Annotated in this window: 16 protein-coding genes, 2 tRNA genes and 3 pseudogenes; 11 read left to right on the top strand and 10 right to left on the bottom strand. The window is 36.6% G+C overall.

The window, feature by feature from the left end:
* Positions 1-13: 13 nt before the first annotated feature.
* Entirely contained in the window at positions 14-1,501 is a 1,488-nt protein-coding gene (locus NBW36_RS00180; RefSeq protein WP_250238297.1) for a potassium/proton antiporter, read from the bottom strand.
* Positions 1,502-2,264: 763 nt separating this feature from the next.
* Positions 2,265-4,976 carry a putative LPS assembly protein LptD gene (locus NBW36_RS00175; protein ID WP_250238296.1) on the bottom strand — a complete coding sequence of 904 codons (2,712 nt, stop codon included), beginning with the start codon at positions 4,974-4,976 and terminating at the stop codon, positions 2,265-2,267.
* 245 nt (positions 4,977-5,221) lie between these two features.
* On the opposite strand from NBW36_RS00175, the pseudogene NBW36_RS00170 reads away from it, so the two are divergent.
* From NBW36_RS00170 to NBW36_RS00160, 3 genes and pseudogenes are all read left to right on the top strand, one after another.
* Positions 5,222-5,821, top strand: a pseudogene (locus tag NBW36_RS00170) (IS6 family transposase); the annotation flags it as partial.
* 488 nt (positions 5,822-6,309) lie between these two features.
* Positions 6,310-7,623, top strand: a complete 1,314-nt coding sequence (gene ltrA / locus NBW36_RS00165; protein ID WP_250238295.1) for a group II intron reverse transcriptase/maturase — start codon at positions 6,310-6,312, stop codon at positions 7,621-7,623.
* Between the two features lie 164 nt (positions 7,624-7,787).
* A pseudogene (locus NBW36_RS00160) lies at positions 7,788-7,895 on the top strand (IS6 family transposase); the annotation flags it as partial.
* Positions 7,896-7,958: 63 nt separating this feature from the next.
* Here the strand turns inward: NBW36_RS00160 and floA are convergent.
* On the bottom strand, positions 7,959-8,936 hold the full coding sequence (gene floA / locus NBW36_RS00155; RefSeq protein ID WP_250238294.1) for a flotillin-like protein FloA: 978 nt from the start codon (positions 8,934-8,936) through the stop codon (positions 7,959-7,961).
* Positions 8,937-10,103: 1,167 nt separating this feature from the next.
* Between floA and NBW36_RS00150 the strand changes: the two genes are divergently transcribed.
* The gene (locus tag NBW36_RS00150; protein ID WP_250238293.1) at positions 10,104-10,847 is read left to right on the top strand and encodes an FAD-binding oxidoreductase; all 744 of its coding nucleotides are present in this window, start codon (positions 10,104-10,106) and stop codon (positions 10,845-10,847) included.
* A 188-nt stretch (positions 10,848-11,035) separates the two neighbouring features.
* Here NBW36_RS00150 and NBW36_RS00145 read toward each other — a convergent pair whose 3' ends face one another.
* On the bottom strand, positions 11,036-11,743 hold the full coding sequence (locus NBW36_RS00145; RefSeq protein WP_250239135.1) for an IS6 family transposase: 708 nt from the start codon (positions 11,741-11,743) through the stop codon (positions 11,036-11,038).
* A gap of 906 nt (positions 11,744-12,649) precedes the next feature.
* Here NBW36_RS00145 and recG point away from each other — a divergent pair.
* Positions 12,650-14,737: an ATP-dependent DNA helicase RecG gene (gene recG / locus NBW36_RS00140; RefSeq protein ID WP_439099472.1), complete on the top strand. Its 2,088-nt coding sequence runs from the start codon at positions 12,650-12,652 to the stop codon at positions 14,735-14,737.
* 109 nt (positions 14,738-14,846) lie between these two features.
* Entirely contained in the window at positions 14,847-15,554 is a 708-nt protein-coding gene (locus NBW36_RS00135; protein WP_250239146.1) for an IS6 family transposase, read from the top strand.
* A gap of 250 nt (positions 15,555-15,804) precedes the next feature.
* Here the strand turns inward: NBW36_RS00135 and NBW36_RS00130 are convergent, their stop codons facing one another.
* From NBW36_RS00130 to NBW36_RS00110, 5 genes are all read right to left on the bottom strand, one after another.
* The gene (locus NBW36_RS00130) at positions 15,805-16,287 is read right to left on the bottom strand and encodes a 4'-phosphopantetheinyl transferase family protein (RefSeq protein ID WP_250238291.1); all 483 of its coding nucleotides are present in this window, start codon (positions 16,285-16,287) and stop codon (positions 15,805-15,807) included.
* A 412-nt stretch (positions 16,288-16,699) separates the two neighbouring features.
* Complete coding sequence (locus NBW36_RS00125; protein WP_250238289.1) at positions 16,700-16,855, bottom strand: hypothetical protein; 156 nt, start codon at positions 16,853-16,855, stop codon at positions 16,700-16,702.
* A gap of 108 nt (positions 16,856-16,963) precedes the next feature.
* A tRNA-Val gene (locus tag NBW36_RS00120) sits at positions 16,964-17,037 on the bottom strand.
* A 61-nt stretch (positions 17,038-17,098) separates the two neighbouring features.
* On the bottom strand, positions 17,099-18,019 hold the full coding sequence (locus NBW36_RS00115; protein WP_250239183.1) for a site-specific tyrosine recombinase: 921 nt from the start codon (positions 18,017-18,019) through the stop codon (positions 17,099-17,101).
* Positions 18,020-18,111: 92 nt separating this feature from the next.
* Positions 18,112-18,185 (bottom strand) — tRNA-Asn (locus NBW36_RS00110).
* Between the two features lie 258 nt (positions 18,186-18,443).
* On the opposite strand from NBW36_RS00110, the gene NBW36_RS00105 reads away from it, so the two are divergent.
* The 4 genes from NBW36_RS00105 to dnaX all read left to right on the top strand — a co-directional run bounded on the left by NBW36_RS00105 (position 18,444) and on the right by dnaX (position 22,854).
* On the top strand, positions 18,444-19,073 hold the full coding sequence (locus tag NBW36_RS00105; RefSeq protein ID WP_250238287.1) for a 1-acyl-sn-glycerol-3-phosphate acyltransferase: 630 nt from the start codon (positions 18,444-18,446) through the stop codon (positions 19,071-19,073).
* A gap of 89 nt (positions 19,074-19,162) precedes the next feature.
* Positions 19,163-19,927, top strand: a complete 765-nt coding sequence (locus NBW36_RS00100; RefSeq protein ID WP_250238284.1) for a nucleotide exchange factor GrpE — start codon at positions 19,163-19,165, stop codon at positions 19,925-19,927.
* Positions 19,928-21,061: a molecular chaperone DnaJ gene (dnaJ, locus tag NBW36_RS00095; RefSeq protein WP_250238283.1), complete on the top strand. Its 1,134-nt coding sequence runs from the start codon at positions 19,928-19,930 to the stop codon at positions 21,059-21,061. It begins immediately after the preceding gene.
* A gap of 29 nt (positions 21,062-21,090) precedes the next feature.
* Complete coding sequence (gene dnaX / locus NBW36_RS00090; RefSeq protein ID WP_250238282.1) at positions 21,091-22,854, top strand: DNA polymerase III subunit gamma/tau; 1,764 nt, start codon at positions 21,091-21,093, stop codon at positions 22,852-22,854.
* Positions 22,855-23,068: 214 nt separating this feature from the next.
* On the opposite strand, the pseudogene NBW36_RS00085 reads toward dnaX, so the two are convergent.
* Positions 23,069-23,551, bottom strand: a pseudogene (locus NBW36_RS00085) (IS982 family transposase); the annotation flags it as partial.
* A gap of 335 nt (positions 23,552-23,886) precedes the next feature.
* Here NBW36_RS00085 and NBW36_RS00080 point away from each other — a divergent pair.
* A complete protein-coding gene (locus tag NBW36_RS00080; protein ID WP_250238280.1) occupies positions 23,887-24,609 on the top strand; it encodes a reverse transcriptase domain-containing protein in 723 nt (240 codons plus the stop codon).
* Positions 24,610-24,755 lie beyond the last annotated feature (146 nt).

The raw sequence follows: 24,755 nt of genomic DNA, 5'->3' as shown, positions 1-24,755 counted from the left end.
AGTTAAAAAACAGCTAATGTACTATACCCAGTTGCTCCTTTACGATATGAATGGCTTGCTTTTTTTCTGCTATAATCATGAGCAAGTCAAAGGCAATAATGACCGTATCACCTCTGGGAATAACATATGCACTATTGCGTTTTATAAGAGCAATCAATACATTCTCTGGCAAGCTTAACTGTACTATTTTTTTACCAATAGCAGGAGAGTCTTCTGGCACAATCACTTCTATTAATTCACTGTCCACCTCCTTGGATAACTGAATCGTAGGTTCATATTTTTCCACTTTTGGGGCTTCTAATTGTAGCCACTTGGCCAGCGGCGAAAGGGTTGTGCCTTGAAATAAAATAGAAGTAAGGACAACAAAAAAAACAATATGGTAGATGACATCTGCTTGGTGAATATTATCTAACAATGGGTAAGTAGCAAACACAATCGGAACAGCCCCTCTAAGCCCTACCCAAGAGATAAAAATTTTGTGGTTTACATTTAATGTTTTAGAAAAAAACAATGAAACAAACACACTCAACGGGCGGGCTACAAACATTAAAAAGATGGAAAGTAATAGGCCAATCCCAGCTATAGGTATGAGTTGACTGGGATAGACCAATAGCCCTAACATAATAAACATAATGATTTGCATCAACCAAGAAATGCCTTGACAAAATTGGATGATGCTTTTTTTATGTGGAAAATCTTTATTGCCTAAGATTAATCCGACCAGGTACACCGCAAGAAAGGCATTGCCATGCAAAAAGTGTGTGGCTGAGTAGGTAAAAATAACGACAGCCAGTATCAAACCTGGATAAAGCGAGCGATTGGCCAGGCGAAGGTTATCAAGCAATACAAGCATGATTTTACCAACTAAGAAGCCGGCTACCCCTCCTACAACCATTTCTTGAATAAAGGTAAAAATAGCTGCCATAGGACTGATGGCCTGTTTGTTGACGAGTAACCCTTTAAATAAAAACATTAAAAACCAAGCCATCGTATCATTACTGCCAGATTCTAATTCTAGCATGGGGCTAAGATTGGCCTTTAGGTTCATGTTTTTAGCCCGAATAATCGCAAAGACGGCAGCTGCATCTGTAGAAGCAACAATCGAACCCATGAGTAGGCCTTCTAATAAAGTGAATTGTATACTACTTCCCCAAAGGGCTGTAATACCCCAAATGAATAGGCCCACACTAAAAGTAGTAATTAAAATACCTACGGTTGCGAGTAATATACCATTCCAAAGAATGGGTCGTATATGCTTGTATTCGGTTTCTATACCTCCTGTAAAAAGAATCAAACTCAAGGTAATAGCACCCAATAATTGGGCAGCTACAGGATTGTGAAAGTCAATATTCCCTAATTTTTCATGACCTGCCGCCATACCTACCAATAAAAAAATAATCAACGCTGGAATTCCTAATCTGGTAGATAGCTTGGTAATGACAATACTCAGAAAAAGTAAAAAAGAGCCGGCAATAAGTAAGCTTTCTGGAACTAAATGCATGGATATCTATGTTACTACGTTAGTAATTATTACTTTAAGACCAAACAGATGCACTACACCTGGCATAGGTCGTATACTGGATGATGGCTAACTCCTCAAATCTAAGTAAAAACTGGCGCATCTTATTCAATAATACGTGAGTTCGGGATTAGATTATTTTTTCATTTGATAATCAATATTAATAAAAATTTATAAAATTTGTTTTATAGACAGTTAAATAGGTAGTTGAATAACAAATAATTCTGATAATCAGTTTATTATATATATTATATTTATAAAATTAGATATAAAAACTTGTTAAATAGGTGCAAATATTAATTAAATAATTGATATTAAGTTGTTGTAAATCAGTCAAATAAATCCCGAACTCACGTTAATAGACTTCGCTAATTCATTTAGTAGATTTCGATCTATACTTATTTGTTGTTGTTCCATTGCTTATTCTTCATTTAGCACTAGTGATTTAAGGCACTAGATTAGTTAATAATAAGCACTTACACAATTTTATTTACAGACTGAAATTAGTGAAAGTTTGTCCGGATAAATCAGTCCACTATAGTCTATCGCTTTACTTATCCCGTCTTTAGGTGTCTCTTTACTTTTCATCGTTTTAAGGGTAGGTAGTTAGATAAATAAATATACAACTTGAAAAATATTTACACACTTAAATCGAAAGACCCACTAAATAGGATCAAAGCAATCTCCATGAATCCTTAACTTGACGCCTATGGTTTACCGAACACTTCCAACGGATATGTATGGTTTAGCTTAGTTTATTATAGCTTCTTTTTCTTGGTAGCTTTAATGCTTTTAAAACATTTGCTTTGACACCTAAAGAAAAATCATATTTAGCTGGGTTTGATCGTGGATACCATTGATAACTCAATTGCCAGCAATGTAAATCTCGTTGAATGTAAATTTCTGTAGCAGATGGATCAGATTCATTTTTAGTAAAATTATAAGTGGTACGTAGGCTTACTTTCCACTTTTTAACCAAAGTAATAGTCCCATTAAAGGTTATATATTTTTCTGTATTATAATCTTTGTTACCTTGTTTATATTCATATAGTTTTTGATAGATCCAATTAAACTCTGAGCCAAAAGTCCAAGGTACTTCAAATTCTATCTTGTTCTCTTCCATTTTATGGGTCAAGTGATCACGATCATTGAATAGCTTTTTCTTTTTCTTTTTCTTTTTAACCGAATCGTCTGCAAAATCTATGGTTGCCTTGAATTTTACTTCTTTAACTTTCCCTAAATACTGACCATGGTTCCATGCAAACTCATTAGTAAATTCTTTTTTGATGTCACCACTATCTAATGGGTTAGGTAATGATCGATAAGGATCAAACTTTGTGGTTAAGTCAAAGCCAATCTTGCCCATTGCTCCTACTTTTGCTTCACTAGCGATATGCATATCAATGTCATCTAATGGGCGCTCTTTTGCTTGAAAATCATATTTTGTTTCAAAATCTAAGTTTTTTAATAAAAAGATTTTGCGGCTGGTTTGTTTTTTTTCTTTTTTTTCTGGATCTTCTTCTTTTTTTACCTTTAATTCAACCGTATTGTGTAGCTTACAGCTTAGAATAGATGTAGCATGACCGGCTAAATCTACGCGTGGCCGTAGTCCTTCAAATGCATATTTTTGTGCTTCTTTCCCTTGTGTTTTTTTTACTGTTTGGTAGTAGTATTTTCTAGAGAAATCAGGTGTATGGGTAAAGTCAACGCTAGGCTCCGTCTTAATACGAAAACCTTGCACCGATCTGGCTTCTTCAAAATAATGGGTGCAGTATAGTGTAGTGCCTAGCTCTGCACCGACATGCCAAGCATAGACTCTATTAAACCCTGGTACCGGTATAGGCCCTTTTGTGCCCTTTTTAAGCCAATACCATCCTTCATCATAGGTGAAATGAGGCTTTAAATTAATATATTCAAATAATTTACATTGCATGCTAAACGGTATGGTATGCTTTATACCAGTTTCTGTGTAATGATTCCATTGGTGGGTTGAAGGAACAACTAGTGAAGAAGAGCTATTAGATGATGGCTCAGGCTCTTTTTTTGCATTTTGAAAATGATTTTCAAAATCTATGTTATGCTTTAACTGAATGGCATGGAACCAACGGTTGACACCTTTAGATCGAACCATTCTAAACGGATACCAAGAAACACTACTTAGGGTACCCCTTGGAAGGGTCCAATCTTTAAAATTGGAAGTCATATTTTCTTTAAACTCTGCTCGTACAGTTAATCCATAGGGGAAGCCTATCAGTTGGTCCCGGTAAGATAAACTAGCAGCAGATTGTTCCTCCATCTTTTTTATATTTTTTTTATCCTCATAATCAAATTTTTCATAGGATTCGCTATGGAAGTCCACCTTTGCATTGAAACTTTTAGGGCCATGTGCAAGCGTTTTATGTGCCCATTTTAAAGACCACCCTTTCTTTTTTTCCTCTATATTTGTTGCATAATACACATTCCCACTGCACAGATATCTTTTTTTGTAACGCAGTTCATTATTGAGCTCTCTAATGCCAGTAGAATATATACTACCTAAAATAGAAATATCTGCATAATCATTAAAGTTTATGTAGTATCCCCCCTTACGGAGATAAAATCCATGGTCTCCTTCCCCTATTTCTGGTGGAATGATACCATGTGTGCGTTTTCCTTCTAGGAATAATGTGCCAAAAACACATCCCAGTGGGGTAGGCGAATGATCAAAGTAAAACTGAAAAGGTCCAGTAGTAATTTGTTTATCTTGAACCATTTTAGCGCGTTTGGTGCGTATGTAAAAATGGGGATGCGCTAATCCGCAAGTTGTATAAATGATATCTTCAGCATAAAATGTTTCTTCATCCTCTTTTTTTACCTGTTTACTTTTTACAATAGATTCTTTTTGCTTGGTCAGTAGGGTATCTACTAAAGCCCGTTTGGTTTCGATGTTATACCAGATTTTTTCCATAAAAAAAGTCCGTGTTTGGGTAGCACTATCTTTTCCATATTTGTTTTTTATTACATCCTTATAGGTAAAAATAGGGCTCCCTATTGATGTATTATGTAGATCCTTGGTTCCTTGTGCACGAATTATGTTGGCATTTAAATGCAAAGCGATTATATCTGCTTCTAGTGTCAGGTTACCATAAGTAAGCGCACTTGTGCCATGTAAAGCGAGTATATTCTTTTTAGCATCAAAAATAATTGAGTTACTTGACTGATAATGAGCAACATATTCTGGTTTTTCTTCTTCTTTTTTAGTACGAGGTGGTATGGCAAGCCACTGGTAACTTTTATTTAAAAAAAGGCGGTTGGTAAATTTTTTATAAGTGGCATAGGGCTTCTTTTTATTAAAGTAGCTATTTGGCAGTATCCAGCTTCTATACTCAGCGCTGTAGTCCTTATTAAAATAAAGACCACCATTAGAATATTCAGTTGCTTTTGATAAAATAGATACACCGCTAAGTATAAATGGCATTAAAGCAATGATACGCGGGAGATAAGACTTAGTCACACAAACAAATTTTACTTTTACCTTTTGATATAAGGATAGACAATTTCAAATATAAAAGTATGTATTTGTTTTTCATAGAGTAGGCTCCTAACTATTCTATTTATAGGGTGCGTTTTGCTACGGTAAATGGTAGAGCATCTAAAAAGGTTCTGTCGCGTTTATTCTAAAAAATCATTATTTTAGTATCTGCAGTTAAAAAAGTAGTTATTATGTTTAATATTTCGCCCAAATTATTACCTTATTTTAAGGGCTATTGTTCTTCAGCAGAAGTCATCCTGTTATTTGTCTAGATGAAGTATTGTTTTTCCTTGAGCTATAGAGATTTGGAAGATATGATGCGTATGAGAGGCGCAAGAGTTGATCATTCTACGCTACAAAGATGGGTTATTAAATTTGTTCCTCTTATAGATGAAGCAGTAAGCAAAAGAAAACGACCAGTTGGTGGTAGTTGGAGAATGGATGAAACCTATGTTAAACTAAACGGGAAGTGGATCTATTTATATAGAGCAGTAGATCGTTATGGTGATACAGTTAACTTTTTTCTATCTGAGCATAGAGACAAGTCTGTAGCTTTTTCTTTTTTTCGTAAGGCGATCACAGAAAATAATATTCCTAAGAAAGTAGTAATTGACAAAAGCGGTAGTAATAAAGCTGCCCTTGATACGATCAATACAGAACTTGATCAAGATCATACCATTCAAATATTTCAAAACAAATACTTGAATAATAGAGTTGAACAAGATCATAGGTTTATCAAAAAACGGCTAAAACCTATGCTTAGTTTTAAGTGTTTTAAGTCTGCAGCCATTGCACGCCGGCACAGGTGTGCAACAAATGGGGTGTAAGTCCCCTGACTCTAATTTGTCTATTTCGGGAGTCTAGCAGGAGGTTGGATTTGTGGGGTGATTCACAGGTTTAAGTTACCTTTAAATGCATCTGCAAAATAGCGGGCTGCAACAAAAGTGAACCTAAATTAGCCTCGTTAAGCCGTTTAAGCGCATTTGCCGACTATCTAGTGGCTACAGGAAGGCTGATAGTAGGATGGAAAAAATAGACCATGACCATCATACAAGTGCCGGGGTGTTAGGGGTTGCACGCTATGAATGTTTCACATCGTAGTCCGGGAGATCTGATATGAATCCAGTAGGCCACTGGAAACTTTATTGTATAAGTAAAGCGAAATCAATAAGGGTGATATCAGAAGTCCGCGGGGTCTATAATACCGTTCGTATTGATTGGGAAACCACTCAAGAGGAAAGGGACCCTACTTCAGTTAACGAGTTTAAAAGAGTTGAGAATGTCTGATTGCCCTAAAGCTATGAACGGAACATTAAAAGTTCAGCAACTCCAAAGAACTCTATATCTCAAATCCAAGCAATGTAAGGAAGTCAGATTTTATAGTATATATGATAAAATTTATCTAAAAGATGTACTTTGGGAAGCTTGGCGTCAAGTCAAAGCAAATCAAGGTTCAGCAGGGATTGATGGTAAAAGCATAAGTGATATAATAGATCAAGGTGAGGCAAAGATTATCAATAAATTGCAGCAGCAACTACGCGCAAAGCTATACAAATTTACCTCAAGCAGGTTGGTAGAAATACCCAAAGCTAAAGGTGGAACAAGGCCACTAGAGGTAATGACCGTAGAAGATCTCATAGTGCTCACAGCAATGAAAATAGTCATTGAACCGATCTTCGAAGCTGATTTTCATGAATGTTCATACGGCTATAGACCGAAACGAGGAGCCAAACAAGCGAGTTTAGTGATCCGAGAAGATCTATACCAGCAGGCATGGGGCGTAGTTGAGATTGATTTTCAATCATACTTTATTAGCATCCCACATGAAAAGTTATTAAAACTTATTAGTAAAAGGATAGCAGATGGCAGTATGTTGAAGCTAATTAAACAAACCCTAACAACGTCAATAGTAAAACAAGGTAAAATTACATGCAAGAAAGTTGGAGTACCGCAAGGATCACCAATATCACCGTTGTATAGTAATATCTACCTAAATGTTATAGACCAAGTGTGGCACTCAAGGGGGTATCCAGAAAAGCTAAGCGCAACCTTGCATAGGTATTGTGATGATGCAATTTTGGTATGTCGTAAGAGTGCTAGCTTAGCGCTGGAGAAATTCACAGAATTAGTAAGGAGGTTATCGCTCATTATTAACCACCAAAAGACACGAATAACGAAACTGAAAGAAGGCTTTAACTTCATAGGTTTTTACTTTGTAAAAAGAAAGAGTCCAACAAGTGGCAGAAATAGCATTTATGTATTTCCAACGAAACAATCCCAACAAAGCATCCGTAACAGACTAAAATACCTGACTTGTAGAAGAGCACCAATCAAACCTCAAGCATTCATCGAGCAAATAAAACCAGTAGTGTTAGGATGGGTTAACTATTTTAAACATACGAATGCGAGTGAAGCTTTTGTTAGATTGCAGGACTTTATTAATAACCGATTTCGCAGATACTTAACCCATAGAAGAAAAGGCCGTGGATGTGGGTGGCAAAGCTGTCCCAATAGCAAACTCTATACAATGGGGATGTTGTACATTGGTAGTGGAATGATTAAGTATCCTGAGAGAGTTGTGCAAGGTTTATGAAGAAGACTGTCGGACCGCCGTATTCGGGAAAACTGAACGTACCTTGGGATGAGAAGGGAATGGGTAAACAATGAAGAATCAAGTTAGTCAGCTACTGTATTGCGAGCAATCAGAAGCAATAGATATGCTTAATTTTAAGTGGTCCAACCATTTCTTTACTCTAGACCATTGTAGAGATAGAAAACATTCCTATGATTCAAAAAGGACAAGTAATCGGAGCTAAAAATCATCTTTCTACTTTTGAGAATTTTGTTATGCTAATGGCCGAATAATAATCAAAATTTAAGGTAAAGAGAAGAGCTATACAAAAAGAAAATATAGACGCGACAGAACCACTAATGTCCTTTAATAGGCAGCATATCATCTGTTGCCACACTAATACGCATTTGGGTATCTGCTTTGATATTTTGCATACGATAATAATCCATCACCCCAAACTGGCCATTTCTTAAAGCAACCGCCAAAGCCTGTGGTACTTCTGCTTCAGCTAAAATAACCTTAGCCCTTGCTTCCTCAGATTTAGCCTTCATTTCTTGCTCTAAGGCTACCGCCATAGTTCGCTTTTCCTCTGCTTTAGCTTCGGCTACACGCAAGTCGGCATTGGCTTGATCAATTTGGAGCTTGGCGCCAATGTTGTCGCCCACATCGACGTCAGCAATGTCAATGGAAAGTATTTGGAAAGCAGTGCCTGAATCCAAGCCCCTATTCAATACCAACTGCGAAATGGTATCAGGATTGGCCAATACTTCCTTGTGACTCGTAGAAGAACCAATCGAGGTAACAATCCCCTCCCCTACACGGGCCAAAATGGTTTCTTCTCCAGCACCACCTACCAATTGCTGAATATTGGCTCTAACCGTAACCCTTGCCTGGGCAATAAGCTGAATGCCATCCATCGCCACAGCTGCTACAGAAGGCGTATTGATCACCTTTGGATTAACAGAAATTTGAACGGCCTCAAATACATCCCTACCCGCTAAGTCAATAGCAGTAGCTTGCTTAAACGAAAGGCTAATATTGGCTTTGTCTGCAGAAATAAGCGCTTTAATAACAGATGGCACATGCCCACCAGCTAAATAATGGGTTTCAACCTCAATGAGGGTTAACTTAAGCCCAGCCTTAGTCGCTACTACAAGCCCATCTACAATAACAGCAGGCGGAACCTTACGAATACGCATAAAAACCAACTCAAACAACCCAACTTGCACGCCAGAAAAACGGGCTGTAATCCAAAGACCAACTGGAAAAAAATAAAAAAATATAAAACACCCAACGATAAGAAAAAGATACAAATAGAGCTGCGCAACGACCATGATGATACAATAAAGATTCCAAAAACAAATACGCCCCTACACCTAAGTTTAGCCTAAGCCTACATCAAGAGAAAGGCAATGGATCACCTGAATTTAATGCTTTATCATGAACCATCAAAATGTTTAACCATGAATTATGTATTAACGTGAGTTCGAGATTAGATTATTTTTTCATTTGATAATCAATATTAATAAAAATTTATAAAATTTGTTTTATAGACAGTTAAATAGGTAGTTGAATAACAAATAATTCTTATAATCAGTTTATTATATATATTATATTTATAAAATTAGATATAAAAACTTGTTAAATAGGTGCAAATATTAACTAAATAATTGATATTAAATTGTTGTAAATCAGTCAAATAAATCCCGAACTCACGTTAATACCAACATAATCAATCAGAACTCCTGTTGTATAACTAAGAAGCGCTCTACCTGAGCACTTATACCCCTAACGGGTTTAGTTCAAATAAAGAACATCCTATAAATCCGAGTCTTAAAAAATAGTATGATTGAAATAAACCTATTGATTAAGAATACTTCAGGGACGACTAAATAGTCAAAGCTTCATGATACGTCTTTGATTTCTTATAAAAAGTTTTGATTCATGCTTAGTTTTTTTTAAACTTGGGGGTTCAAATACCGAAAAGGAATTTGTATGATACTTATATCTTTTTTCTTGATAAGAAAATAGCCCACATATCCAAACCCTATGCAAAAAGCTGCTGAAAACAGGTCAGGAAAAACAGAAGCCGTCATGCGGTCCCATTAAACTGATTTGCTCCTCAGCTGTAAGGTCCATTTTCTCGTCGCAACTTTTTACAAGAGGAGGCCATTGTAATAGAAGATTCTACATGGTTTTACTATAATAATTCGGACATATTTGTAATGTTTCTAGACTAGAAATATTATTGTTTATGTATTTTTAATACTTAAAAGTAACTATTAGGCGATAATTACCTCTATCTTATAAAAACTTAGTTTTCTATTGCAACGGCCTCAAGAGGTATTTTTCTTGTTTCATGTTGCTAGAAGGCTGAACAAATGTAATCTGTGAGTTGGGCACCATTGATTGAACGGATACTGGCTTAAAGCAAAGCAGTAGATAGATAAAAAACAGAGGATGTGGTCATTGGTATACCACATATAGTATAAATATAAATAATGGAAACCAAGCAATTTAAAGTTGAGTATATAGGGTCCACCATGCTTACACCTAGCGTAGCACAGTTGACCTTTATACGTTCTGATAAGCTGCCTTTTCTATTTATACCGGGCCAATTTATTACTTTTTTGTTGCCACACGAGTCTGGTAAAATAGTACCACGTAGCTATAGCTTAGCCAATAGTCCTGAGCAAGGCAACAAATTGGAAATCGCAATCGCACCTGTTGAGGGTGGGTTTGCTACTAAAATCCTCTTTAATTTAAAAATCGGAGATGAGTTATGTTGTGTAGGGCCTAAAGGTAGATTCATCCTTCAAGAAACAGAAAGGCCCTCCCAGTATATATTAGTAGCGACTGGAACAGGTGTAGCGCCCTATCGTTCTATGTTGCCTACCATTGCCAAATGGCTAGAAGAAGACGAAACACTAAAAGTAACGTTGCTATTAGGTGTACGTTACGCCAATGACCTACTCTATGCAGAAGATTTTATAGCTTTTGCTAAAAAGTATAAAAATTTTCATTTTCGTAGCCATTTAAGTAGAGCAGATGCATTGACCACATCTTATCAATATTCAGGATACGTACAATCAGCCTTTGAAACACTTAACTTAAACCCAATCACTGATCTGGTATACCTCTGTGGTAATTCATATATGATTGATGATAGTATGGAAAAGTTGCAAAAAATGGGTTTTAATCCACAACACATAAGACGTGAAAAGTATATTTCTCGTGGTGTGTAAAAAAGAAATGTTTACCTTACTTTTGTCTTGATAAAAAAGTAGGCAAAAAAATCAAGATCTGATGCAAAAAGTTGTTGAAAATGTACCCTTAAAGTTGTAACATCAGCATCCGACCTGCAGATCTAGCGGTTCTGTCGCGTCTATAGTTTTCTTAGTATAGGTTTTTCGTTTAAGTCAAATTTTGGATATTATGCGGCCATTAAGATAGCAAAGTTCTCAAAAGTAGAAAGATGATTTTTAGCTCCTCTTACTTGTCCTTTTTGAATCATACGAATGTTTTCTATCCCTGAAATAGTAATGGAAGCAGAATAAAAATTCTTAAAACCCAGCATAGGTTTTATCCGTTTTTTGATAAACCTATGATCTTGTTCAACTCTATTATTCAAATATTTGTTTTGAAATATTTGAATGGTATGATCTTGATCAAGATCTGTATTGATCGCATCAAGGGCAGCTTTATTACTACCGCTTTTGTCAATTACTACTTTCTTAGGAATATTATTTTCTGTGATCGCCTTGCGAAAAAAAGAAAGCGTTGAAGACTTGTCTCTATGATCAGATAGAAAAAAGTCAACTGTATCACCATAACGATCTACTGCTCTATATAAATAGATCCACTTCCCGTTTAGTTTAACATAGGTTTCATCCATTTTCCAACTACTACCAATTGGTCGTTTTCTTTTTCTTACTGCTTTATCTATCAGAGGAACAAACTTAATAACCCATCTCTGTAGCGTAGAATGATCAACTCTTGCGCCTCTCATACGCATCATCTCTTCCAAATCTCTATAGCTCAAGGAAAAACGACACTTCATGTATACAAATAACAGGATGACTTCTGATGAAGAACAATAACCTTTAAAATATGGTAATAACTCGGGAGAAATATTAAACATAATAACTACTTTTTTAAATACCGATACTAAAATAATCATTTTTTAGAATAAACGCGACAGAACCATTGTCCTTATTTTCTTCCATGTCTAAAACCTTTAATGTTTATTTAATTAATTTATAACTTTTTATCGCCTTGACACAGTTTATAGAACACTTCCAACTTTACATTAGGGCTTGATTTTATTCCTACTTTTTTATCAAGTAAAAAGTTAGGCGCAACCATTCCTTTTACCAAACGAAAAGTAAACATACAAACTCCTTTTTTTAGGTTTCCACAAAACACTTACCCATCTATTCACTTATAAACGATCTCTTAAAGATCAACAATCTAAAAACACCTCTATCAATATTTATACTAGAGATATAACCAAAGTTATCAAGGACCTAGTTGCACACACTTTTATTCACATTTCCTACTATTTATTTACCATAGTATAGCACCGTACTAAAACACATTAATCCCAATATTGGCCCAAGACTAATTACATACTATTGATAATCAACCTATTCAGGAAAAAATGAATAAGGCGGTTTGCATCCAGCTATATCTTTTACAGAGTAATTGAAAATCAATATATATAATAGTATACTTAAACTAAATAGTTATTAAAATTGTAACCATTTAGGTATACAACTATCCTTAAAATCAACTACATTTAAAATGTTTTAGCTTCTAAACTAATCATAAGCTTACATACTTACTTCTAACATAAACCAATCGGTGGATAAACAAAGTATATTAATAAATAGATATCCACAATTCTGTTTTTAACTTATATCTTTCCACAAATCCACTTAGTAATAAAAGTAAGTTTTTTTTCATTTGTATTAAATTACTTATAATATCTTTTAAAATAGGTGTGGATAAATAGGAAAGGATCAATGTATCCTGAACAGATCTTATTATGGATAGTTTTTTCTCTAGAGATATAGGACTCCTTACAGAATTGGACAAAGCGCAATTGCTTAAGGATGAATTAGGTATACATACCTATGAAGACCTTTTAAAACATTATCCATTCCGATATGAAGATCGAAACAATCAGTTTACTATTGCCGCATTAATTCCTACTACCTCTAGTGTACAACTGCAAGGGTATATTAAAAGACTGCAAAGAATAGATAAAGGGAAAAAAAGATTGGTAGCGCTATTTGAAGACGGTACAGGACAAATAGAACTTATATGGTTTCATAACTTTTCTTGGATCATAAAGAAGATCAAGCCAAACGTACGCTACCGTATTTGGGGAAAGCCTCTCTTTTTGCCACAAGGCCAGAAACAACTTATCCACCCGGAAATTACTCTTGCAATTGGCAATCAAGGAAATACAATCAATTTGGTTCCTTTATATCATAGCACAGAAAAATTAAAGCGTAATCAGCTGGACACTAAGGGGATCGCTTTCTTACAAAAGAAGCTGTTGAGTCAGCTTGGTGCAATTGTAGAAGAAACATTACCGGACTATTTATTGACGCGCTATCAACTTGTTTCTTTAAAAGAGGCCTTTGGAAATATTCATTTCCCGAGTAGTCAAACCGTACTTAATCAAGCTCAAAGAAGGCTTAAGTTTGAGGAGTTATTTTACACTCAATTAAAACTACTTAAGGTAAGACAAGTTCGTGTGGAAAAGCAAAATGATAAAATTTTTAATAAAGTAGAATTGTTAAATGTATTTTACCACAACCATTTACCTTTTAATTTAACGAATGGCCAAAAAAAGACTATTAGAGAGATTTATCGAGATTTAAGTTCCGGTAAGCGGATGAACAGGCTTTTGCAAGGTGATGTGGGAAGTGGAAAAACGATTGTTGCTTTTCTTGCCATGCTAATCGTTATAGGAAGTAAAGCACAAGTGGCTATTATGGCGCCTACTGAAATTTTGGCTAAGCAGCATTTTGAACGTTTTCATGTCTTTGCGCGACAATTGGGTTTAAATATTGCTTTGCTTACAGGGAGTACTAAAAAGAAAGAGAGGGTACATATTTTATATCGACTCAAGGTAGGCCTATTGCATATTATAGTGGGTACACATGCTTTACTGAGTGATGACGTTTCGTTTAATGAATTGGGTTTTTTTATAATAGATGAGCAGCACCGTTTTGGTGTAGCACAACGTGCTGGCCTTTTAACTAAAAATCAAGTTTATGCGCCCCATATACTTACTATGACTGCTACACCTATTCCAAGGACCTTAGCTATGACTTTTTATGGTGACTTGGATCTTTCTACTATTTATGAATTGCCATCAGGCAGGCAGCCTATTAAGACGCAACACTACTATGAAAATGCTCGGTTAAAGGTTTTTCAGTTTATAAGAGAACAGCTAATCTTAGGTAGGCAGATATATATTGTTTATCCTCTTATTGAGGCCTCTGTTGCGTTAGATTACAGTAATCTAATGGCTGGTTACACATCTGTTTGCAGAGCTTTCCCAGATGTTCCTGTTGGAATTGTGCACGGTAAGATGGATAGTGCTGCCAAGGATATGGAGATGAAGCGTTTTGAAAAAAATGAAACACATATTTTGGTTGCTACAACTGTTATAGAGGTAGGTGTGAATGTACCCAATGCAACGGTAATGGTTATAGAAAGTGCGGAGCGATTTGGGTTGTCTCAGTTGCACCAGTTACGTGGAAGGGTTGGTCGTGGTAGTGCACAATCCTATTGTATTTTAATGACAGATTATCGTTTGAATAAAGCAGGAAAAAAGCGGATGGAAACTATGGTTAAAACAAATAATGGATTTGAAATAGCAGAACTGGATCTTAAACTCCGTGGTCCAGGGGACCTAATGGGATTGCAGCAGAGTGGTACCCTAAATTTAAAAATAGCTGATTTATCTAAGGATACTGCTATTTTGGAGGTAGCACGTAAACTAGCTAAAAATATTATCCAACAAGACCCAGACTTTCAGCATCCTGCTCACTTGCCAATTTATAAAGAATATGTTAGATTGCTTACTGTAGCTGGAGATTGGAATAGAGTAGGATAAGGTAGTTTCGTTTTAGTTTGCTTATGATGTCACCATACGAAAGTTGGTTCTGTCGCGTTTATTCTAAAAAATGATTATTTTAGTATCGGTATTTAAAAAAGTAGTTATTATGTTTAATATTTCTCCCGAGTTATTACCATATTTTAAAGGTTATTGTTCTTCATCAGAAGTCATCCTGTTATTTGTATACATGAAGTGTCGTTTTTCCTTGAGCTATAGAGATTTGGAAGAGATGATGCGTATGAGAGGCGCAAGAGTTGATCATTCTACGCTACAGAGATGGGTTATTAAGTTTGTTCCTCTGATAGATAAAGCAGTAAGAAAAAGAAAACGACCAGTTGGTAGTAGTTGGAAAATGGATGAAACCTATGTTAAACTAAACGGGAAGTGGATCTATTTATATAGAGCAGTAGATCGTTATGGTGATACAGTTGACTTTTTTCTATCTGATCATAGAGACAAGTCTTCAACGCTTTCTTTTTTTCGCAAGGCTATCACAGAAAATAATATTCCTAAGAAAGTAGTAATTGACAAAAGCGGCAGTAATAAAGCTGCCCTTGATGCGATCAATACAGATCTTGATCAAGATCATACCATTCAAATATTTCAAAACAAATATTTGAATAATAGAGTTGAACAAGATCATAGGTTTATCAAAAAACGGATAAAACCTATGCTGGGTTTTAAGAATTTTTATTCTGCTTCCATTACTATTTCAGGGATAGAAAACATTCGTATGATTCAAAAAGGACAAGTAAGAGGAGCTAAAAATCATCTTTCTACTTTTGAGAACTTTGCTATCTTAATGGCCGCATAATATCCAAAATTTGACTTAAACGAAAAACCTATACTAAGAAAACTATAGACGCGACAGAACCCCACCTCTATTCATAACTGGAGCGAGGCTGTGGCACATTTTTAATTAAATTTGAAAACAGAATTGAATAAAACCAAAAAAATAATTTACACACTTAAGTGGACAGAGCCCGTAGCGAATAGATTCTTTCGCAGAAGGTCTAAAGTATGACATAAGTGCCTTTTTTACCACTGACTTAAAACAGATACCACTAATCTTGGCAGTATACCAAAACATGCGGCCGTAGAACGGTATCTACGATTTGCTCGTAGCCCATTGCATACTTTGTTTGATTCAAATGGGCTACAATTTTTCCTTTAGTTTGTAAATAAAATGGTTCTATAAAAATATCCTTACAGGTAGAGATCTGTTGCTTATCTAAACGTTTATAGAGTGCTTCTTTAGCGCACCAATAGATGGCCAGCTTTTCAAGGCAATGATTGGTGTCTTTCGCTTCTTCTTCTGTTAAAAACCTTCCTTGTACTATATGCAAGCTAGGTTGAACCATCTCTAGGTCGATACCTATAGGCGCAGAGGTAGATAATGCTACAGCCGCTACGTAACGGGTATGCGTAAAGCTGATATGAAGCCTACCATCACCCAAAATAGGCCTACCTTGTTCATTTTTAGAAAGTGGTAAAATGGGTAAATCTAATTTTTTTAGCAAAGCGTAAAGCGCTATTCTTACGGCCATAGACTGCCGTATCCTATCCTTAGAGGATAAGCCCCCACTGTGGAAATCAGCTAAAAATTGAGAAGGTAATTGAGCGCATAGTGTTGCCAAACTTTCTTCGATCTTCCAAATAAGATAAAAGCTAGTGGCAGCATACATCGAAAAACTATAAACAGGCATAGACAAAAAGGACTATGTATCTGTTCAAACCAGCAGTAAAAAAGGAACCTATATCACACTTCTTTCTTGATAAAAAAGTGTACAAAAAAATCAAGCCCTGCGCAAAAAGTTGCTGAAGCCACACCTTACAGCTGGAACAACAGAACTTGCCCGCTGCTCGGGCTTCAAACAAGCTGTTTTTCTGATCAACTGCAAGGTGTGCTTGCTGATCGCAACTTTTTACAAGGGGCGGTTTTAATGTGCCGCATACAATCTAAGCAGTAGCTTTGCGATCCACAAAACTTTTACGTATCGCTTCTACATCTAAACATTTAATAATAGGCATAAACATCAAACGCTTAATGGCAGCTTTACGTTGTGCTGCTTTGACTTTATTTCTTCTTGCTTTACGTTGTAATCTAACGGGCATAGCATTTAAATGTTAAGTTCAATAGAGGGCAACCCTAGATTCATATTCAGTTACCTATTGTTATAGCTTCTTTGAAGCTTTTGCACTTTAGAAAATCCACAAGCAGCGTGGGCCCTGCAGGATTCGAACCTGCGGCCTTCTGTGTGTAAAACAGATGCTCTAACCAGCTGAGCTAAGAACCCCATTAAGGGAACAAATATAGTTATTTTTTTCTAAAAAAGCATTGATACCATGCTACACCTATTACTTATTAGGGCCATTTAGGTGGCTTCTCGGGTGATAATCTTGCATGATTTGTCTAAGATAGTTGGTATCTAGGTGGGTATATATTTCAGTAGTAGTGATAGAACTATGTCCCAACATTTCCTGTATGGCACGCAAATCCGCTCCCCCTTCTATTAAATGCGTAGCAAAAGAGTGCCTAAAAATATGAGGCCCAACGTCCACATGGATTTTAGCCTTTCTAGCAAGCGCCTGCACCATTAAAAAAATCATCACCCTGGTTAAGCCGCTGCCACGCCGGTTTAAAAAAAGCGTATCTAAGTATCCTGATTGTATACCCATATGGCTACGAACCTCCTGTACATAAAGTTTAATATACTTTAAGGCTATGGCACCAATAGGTATCAAACGCTCTTTATTACCTTTTCCAATTACGCGTACAAAACTTTCTTCGAAATAGATATGGCTTAGCTTTAAAGAAATGAGCTCAGAAACACGCACACCTGTACCATAGAGCGTTTCTACAATGGCCCGATTGCGCATGCCAATCGGTGTAGAATGGTCTATTGCATGAATGATCGCCTCAATTTCCGATACAGACAAAACAGATGGCAGATGTTGCACTAACTGAGGACTTTCTATAAGCTTAGTAGGATCCTTAGTGATATGCCGACCCAACCATAAAAATTTGTAAAAAACACGCAACCCAGAAAGGATCCTTGATTGACTAGTAGCCATCATACCCACATCATGTAGCACCGATAAAAACTCTTGAATATGAATGGAATCAACTGCAAGTGGGGAGACCCCCTTACCCAACAAAAACCGGGTAAACTTGGTTACATCAGAAAGGTAAGCTATAATAGAATGTTCAGAAAGCAAACGTTCTAAACGGAGATAGACTTCAAAATGAGACAAAAAAGATTTCCATTCTTGTTCCATTATAAGCGTTGGCAACCAATCATCATTTTAAGATACCAGCTGGATCACAAAAGGGAAAAGAACTAACCAATGCATCACCCACATAGACAAAGCTCCTCCTGCTGGACTCGAACCAGCGACCCTTTGATTAACAGTCAAATGCTCTAACCAACTGAGCTAAGGAGGATTATAACCAACACAATTTTACCATTTTTTTCTTTCATAAACAATAGATCGTCACAAAAACAATCCCATTAGCCTGTTGTGCATAAATGGTGCATGTATCATTACATGCACTTTAATCACTTGAAGCTGCTGGCTTGGGTTTTTAAATTTTTTCAAAAACAAAAGAAAATCATAACACTTGACTAAAATGATTGAATGATGCAACAACATACCTATCTTTAGATTAACTTTTTTATACTAAATTAGGCCCGATAACATAATGGCCGATTTGAACAAAGCGTATAAAATTATGGATTCCGAAGGTAGCGCAACCCAGCAAGCACATAGTTGGACCCAAAAGTGTGCCATTGCGCTCATTAAGTTTTTGGGTTGGAAAATTAACAACACTACCCCCCCCATCATTTGGAAAAAAGCAGTCCTGGTATTGGCGCCACATACCAGCAACTGGGACTTTTTTTATGGTATGTTATTTAAACTGGGTCATCCAGATGTGCCGATTAGGTTTGCCATAAAAAAAGAAGTAATGTTTTTTCCACTTTCCTGCTTCATGCAAATGTTGGGTGCTATCCCAATAGATAGAAATAAAACAGCCAAGCGCACCAATATAGTAGCGGTCATGGCAGAAATGCTCCATCAAGCAGATAGGCTTCTACTTGCGATTGCCCCAGAAGGAACAAGAAGCTATGTAAAGCGTTGGAAAACAGGTTTTTATAGGTTAGCTGAAACGGCAAATGTTCCGATTATTTTGGGATACATCAATTATGCAAAAAAAGAAATGGGATTGGGTCCAACCTTCCATCTTACAAGTGATATGGAGAAAGATATAACAAATATTCAAGATTTTTACCGAAAAATACCTGGAAAATATCCAGAACAGGGTGTGGTTTAATATGACAATTTGACATTATTAAAAGCATTTGGCAAAAAAATTGCATAAGCTGTAGTGTTAGCATTGTTCATTGCTTTTATATTGCCATAATGAGGCCATCTCATCATTATTTTATACCAGAAAACATGAAATTACAAGATACAGATACAAACAGAGCAGGTTGCTGCAAAGGGCCAGTAGACGAAAGCCAAACAAGTTGCTCTAATGAGGAGGCAACAACCCGCCAGCCATGCTGCTGTAGCGGTGAGGAAACAGAACCTCAACCATGTTGCTGTGGCCAGCAAGCGGCAGCGCCACAAGCAGATTGTTGCAACCAGCAAGCGGAAAATCCGCACACGAGTTGCTGTAAGTCAGCTGATACCCTAGACGACCGTCATAAGCAAGTGTGCACCCCTGATGTAGGTTCATTGGAACAGCTGCAAACGCTACTCATGGAGGCAAATGACAAATACGTTCGTCTTTATGCTGAATTTGATAATTTCAAGAAGCGTGCAGCCAAAGAACGTATGGCTTTTACCGATAGAGCCAATGAGCAAACATTAAAAGAACTTTTGCCGATTATAGATGATTTTGAGCGATGTATAGCGGCCCTACAAGGGACACAAGAAGCACTTCAACATATTGAAGGCATAAAACTGATTTATGATAAATTATGTGGCGGTTTAAAAAGATATGGTGTAAAAGAAATAGCCATAGAGCAAGGAAGTGTATTTAATGCCGATTTACATGAAGCCATTATGCAGCAGCCGGTAGATAATCTAGAAATGCAAGGGAAGATTGTAGCAGTAGTAGAAAAAGGATATATGATCCATGAATATGTGTTACGGTTTGCGAAAGTTATAATTGGAGTATAAATGGAAAAAGATTATTATAGTGTTCTGGGTATAGAACGTAGTGCTACTGCAGACGAGATTAAAAAAGCCTATCGAAAGATAGCCATGCAATACCATCCTGATAAAAACCCAGGAAACAAAGCAGCAGAAGAGAAGTTTAAAGCTGCTACAGAAGCCTATGATGTTTTAAGCCACCCAGAGAAAAGGAATCAATATGATCAATTTGGTACAAGTGGGTTCCAAGGGGGGGATAGCCCCTATGGAGATGACTTTTTCGAAGGTGATTTGAATGATTTATTTCAAGATTCTCCCTTTAGCAGTTTTTTTGCTGGTGGAAGGAGAACACGACGGGCATCTCAATATGGCGAAGATTTACGCATAAGAATCAAACTAAACCTTAAGGAGATTGCATTAGGTACTGAGAAAAAAGTAAAAGTAAAACGCTATACAAGTTGTGATGTATGTGGCGGTAATGGGGCAGAAAATGGACTTTCTGTAGAAAAATGTGGGCTATGTAAAGGGCATGGTGTGGTTCGTAAAACCACCCAAACTATGCTGGGCAACATGCTGACAGAGTCTATTTGTAGCTCCTGTGCTGGAACGGGTAGTCGTATTAAAACACCTTGCAGGGATTGCCATGGAGCAGGCAGGAAGTTTATAGACGATTTGATTACCTTTCAAGTACCTAAGGGGGTAAAAAAGAATATGGAACTTACACTACGTGGCAAGGGTAATGCACCACCCCGTGGCGGTATGCCAGGTAGTTTGATTGTCCAAATAGAAGAAGAAGAAGACGATCTTCTAAAACGTAAAGGCAATAATATTTGCTATACCTTACACGTCAGCTTTATAGATGCCACACTGGGTTGCGAAATGGAAGTACCTACTATATATGGAAAAGTTCGGCTTAAAATTCCACCTGGAACATCATGTGGCGAGGTCCTTAAATTAAAAGGAAAGGGTATTGCAGATATAAATAGTTATAACAAAAAGGGTGACCAATTGGTTTTTATTCAAATTTGGACACCACAAGAACTCACAAAAGAAGAAAAAGAACTTTTGCTTTCACTGCGCGACTCGCCTAACTTTATACCGAGGCCCAATAAGAAAGAAGAGAACTTTTTTGAGCGGATTAAATCCTTTTTTCAAGGATAGTCTAATGCGCCATCGTTTAAAATGCTAGCATGAGCCAATTTGTAGTTTCTGCAAGAAAATACCGCCCTACTACTTTTAAAGATGTGATTAGTCAGCCCCATATTACTACCACATTAAAGAATGCCATAGCATCTGGTCAGCTTGCACATGCTTTTCTTTTTTGTGGTCCGCGTGGTGTGGGGAAAACTACTTGTGCGCGTATACTGGCCAAGGCCATCAATTGCTTACAAGTTACGGAAGCAATAGAGCCCTGTAACCAGTGCACCAATTGTATAAGCTTAAGCAGCAACAGTTTTATGAATGTCCATGAGTTGGACGCAGCTTCTAATAATTCTGTAGAGGATATTCGTGATCTGGTGGGACAGGTTCGCTATGCCCCTCAACTGGGTAAATATAAGATATACATTATAGACGAGGTCCATATGTTGTCTAATGCGGCCTTTAATGCGTTTCTCAAAACGCTTGAAGAACCCCCTAGTTATGCCCTATTTATATTGGCTACCACAGAACGCCACAAAGTTTTACCTACTATTTTATCTCGTTGTCAAATCTTTAACTTTAATAGAATTAAATTAGAAGATATTGTCACACAACTCAAAACAATTTCCAGGCAAGAGTCTATTCCTTATGAAGAATCTGCGCTGCAGCTAATTGCACAAAAAGCAGAAGGTGCCATGCGGGATGCACTCTCTATGTTTGATCTGCTCACTACTTCTGCAGGCAGAGGAGGCACTATTACCTACGCCCACACATGCGACCATCTCCAAATTCTGGATTATGACTATTATTTTAAATGCACAGAAGCTTTCTTACAAGGAAATATTCCCGCTGTCCTCTCCCTCTATGACGCCGTCCTACGTGCAGGTTTTAATGGGCACCATTTTGTAGTAGGACTTGGAGAACATTTACGCAACCTATTGGTCTGTAAAGACAATGCTACCATCCCTCTTTTAGAAGTCACGGACAACATTCGTCCACGTTATGCTGAATATGCTTCTAAATGCACGATGCCTTTTTTATTACAAGCGTTAGGACGCTTAAACCAATGTGATGTAGGCTATAAATCTAGCCAACATCAAAGGTTGCATGTAGAACTGGCACTAATTGAACTAGCCACTAGCCATTTGTCTGTTCCAGAAAGCACTGTAGAACCATTACCAGATACACCGTTACCAAAAGCAGATGGTCAAAAAGAGCCTGTTATAGCAAAGTCTAAGCAAGCAGATGTTGTTGCCACTGGGTCATCTACGCCACTGGCTAAGTCAAGCCCTATTGCGGTCCATTCATCCTCCAAGCCAGTAGGGCCTGCTCAGAAACCAGAAACGATAACGATTCCTACCTTAGCAAACTTAAAATCTGGATTGACTGCAAGGAAAAAATCGAATGATACCGATAAAAAAATAGCAAGCCAATATGATATAAAAGTAAAAGAACCAGTTTCAGAAACAATGGTTCAATCTTTCCTTGCTGATTATAGCGAGCAACTTAAAAAAAATGGCCACATAACAGCTTATCACCTTATGAATCAGCCCATAAAGATTCAAGGTGCGGTGATTACCATTTCATTGATCAATCCCGTTCAAGAGCAGATGCTACAAAATCTCAAAGAGGAGCTTTTACCTGCACTTCGAAAAAAATTACATCACCCTGATATAACCATTCAAAGTGCTTTGATCGAGCAGACATCTGCCCAAACACCCTATACAGATCAAGAAAAATTAACCTACTTGAGTAAAAAAAACACTGCTATAGCACTACTCCAAGAACGACTTATGTTGGAGGTGGTGTACTAAAGGTATTTTTATCTTACTTCTTGTTTGATCAAAAAGTAGGTAAAAAATCAATCCTTGTGCAAAAAATTGCTGAAAGCACAATAGAAAAAACAGAACTTGCCCGCTACGCGGGCTGCAAACATACTGTTTTGCTTTTCAGCTGTAAGGTGTACTTGTTCACCGCAACTTTTCACAATGCGCGTTTTCTTTATTTCGTAAGCACCTCAGTTCTGGATTAGACGTATTGTGAACCAGTCATATATATATTAGTTATAGAAGGTTTTTTCTCTTTTAGTGCATAAGCTGTAATTCCAGCTATCAAATTGACTAGAAAATTAGGTATGCTTCTATGTCTGGAATGTTCTATCTGGCTAATATTTTTGAGCTGATCTATAATAGTTTCAATTATAGATCGTTTTCTAAGTATCAGTTTATCCCAGAGTGGCATAAAAGAATTTTTCATATTTTTTCTGATCTGGGTAATGAGTTCCACGCCTTTCTCGATCAGTTTTTTAAATAAATCTTTGCTTATGTAACCTTTATCGGCAAACATTTTACCCATCAAGTGTTTACACAAATTTTCTACAGGAAGCCTATCATTAGTTTTACCTGTGGTCAGTTGAAAATTCATAATTTCTCCTAAATCATTGACTATCAAGTGCAACTTTAATCCAAAAAACCAACCGGTGCTGGTTTTACCTTTAGCAACGTGAGTTCGGGATTAGATTATTTTTTCATTTGATAATCAATATTAATAAAAATTTATAAAATTTGTTTTATAGACAGTTAAATAGGTAGTTGAATAAAAAATAATTCTGATAATCAGTTTATTATATATATTATATTTATAAAATTAGATATAAAAACTTGTTAAATAGGTGCAAATATTAACTAAATAATTGATATTAAATTGTTGTAAATCAGTCAAATCAATCCCGAACTCACGTGGTTAGTATTTTTTTATCTCCAAATTTAAAACACAAAGGAGCTTTTTAAAGCTATTTTTTAACAAGCTAATCCCGAACTCACGTTAAAAGGATAGCAGATGGCAGTATGTTGAAGCTAATTAAACAAACCCTAACAACGTCAATAGCAAAACAAGGTAAAATTACATGCAAGAAAGTTGGAGTACCGCAAGGATCACCAATATCACCGTTGTATAGTAATATCTACCTAAATGTTATAGACCAAGTGTGGCACTCAAGGGGGTATCCAGAAAAACTAAGCGCAACCTTGCATAGGTATTGTGATGATGCAATTTTGGTATGTCGTAAGAGTGCTAGCTTAGCGCTGGAGAAATTCACAGAATTAGCAAAGAGGTTATCGCTCATTATTAACCACCAAAAGACACGAATAACGAAACTGAAAGAAGGCTTTAACTTCATAGGTTTTTACTTTGTAAAAAGAAAGAGTCCAACAAGTGGCAGAAATAGCATTTATGTATTTCCAACGAAACAATCCCAACAAAGCATCCGTAACAGACTAAAATACCTGACTTGTAGAAGAGCACCAATCAAACCTCAAACATTCATCGAGCAAATAAAACCAGTAGTGTTAGGATGGGTTAACTATTTTAAACATACGAATGTGAGTGAAGCTTTTGTTAGATTGCAGGACTTTATTAATAACCGATTTCGCAGATATTTAACCCATAGAAGAAAAGGCCGTGGGTGTGGGTGGCAAAGCTATCCCAATAGCAAACTCTATACAATGGGGATGTTGTACATTGATAGTGGAATGATTAAGTATCCTGAGAGAGTTGTGCAAGGTTTATGAAGAAGACTGTCGGACCGTCGTATTCGGGAAAACTGAACGTACGGTGGGATGAGAAGGGAATGGGTAAACAATGAAGAATCAAGTTAGTCAGCTACTGTATTGCGAGCAATCAGAAGCAATAGATATGCTTAATTTTAAGTGGTCCA

It is taken from the genome of Cardinium endosymbiont of Oedothorax gibbosus (assembly GCF_936981045.1).
In the GTDB taxonomy this organism is placed as follows: Bacteria; Bacteroidota; Bacteroidia; order Cytophagales; family Amoebophilaceae; genus Cardinium.
This window is presented reverse-complemented; position numbering and strand designations above follow the sequence as displayed.

Coding starts and splice junctions, on each gene's coding strand:
- NBW36_RS00180 (WP_250238297.1), bottom strand. CDS start 1,501: ATGCATTTAGTTCCAGAAAGCTTACTTATTGCCGGCTCTTTTTTACTT.
- NBW36_RS00175 (WP_250238296.1), bottom strand. CDS start 4,976: ATGCCATTTATACTTAGCGGTGTATCTATTTTATCAAAAGCAACTGAA.
- ltrA (WP_250238295.1), top strand. CDS start 6,310: ATGTCTGATTGCCCTAAAGCTATGAACGGAACATTAAAAGTTCAGCAA.
- floA (WP_250238294.1), bottom strand. CDS start 8,936: ATGGTCGTTGCGCAGCTCTATTTGTATCTTTTTCTTATCGTTGGGTGT.
- NBW36_RS00150 (WP_250238293.1), top strand. CDS start 10,104: ATGGAAACCAAGCAATTTAAAGTTGAGTATATAGGGTCCACCATGCTT.
- NBW36_RS00145 (WP_250239135.1), bottom strand. CDS start 11,743: ATGTTTAATATTTCTCCCGAGTTATTACCATATTTTAAAGGTTATTGT.
- recG (WP_439099472.1), top strand. CDS start 12,650: ATGGATAGTTTTTTCTCTAGAGATATAGGACTCCTTACAGAATTGGAC.
- NBW36_RS00135 (WP_250239146.1), top strand. CDS start 14,847: ATGTTTAATATTTCTCCCGAGTTATTACCATATTTTAAAGGTTATTGT.
- NBW36_RS00130 (WP_250238291.1), bottom strand. CDS start 16,287: ATGGCCGTAAGAATAGCGCTTTACGCTTTGCTAAAAAAATTAGATTTA.
- NBW36_RS00125 (WP_250238289.1), bottom strand. CDS start 16,855: ATGCCCGTTAGATTACAACGTAAAGCAAGAAGAAATAAAGTCAAAGCA.
- NBW36_RS00115 (WP_250239183.1), bottom strand. CDS start 18,019: ATGGAACAAGAATGGAAATCTTTTTTGTCTCATTTTGAAGTCTATCTC.
- NBW36_RS00105 (WP_250238287.1), top strand. CDS start 18,444: ATGGCCGATTTGAACAAAGCGTATAAAATTATGGATTCCGAAGGTAGC.
- NBW36_RS00100 (WP_250238284.1), top strand. CDS start 19,163: ATGAGGCCATCTCATCATTATTTTATACCAGAAAACATGAAATTACAA.
- dnaJ (WP_250238283.1), top strand. CDS start 19,928: ATGGAAAAAGATTATTATAGTGTTCTGGGTATAGAACGTAGTGCTACT.
- dnaX (WP_250238282.1), top strand. CDS start 21,091: ATGAGCCAATTTGTAGTTTCTGCAAGAAAATACCGCCCTACTACTTTT.
- NBW36_RS00080 (WP_250238280.1), top strand. CDS start 23,887: ATGTTGAAGCTAATTAAACAAACCCTAACAACGTCAATAGCAAAACAA.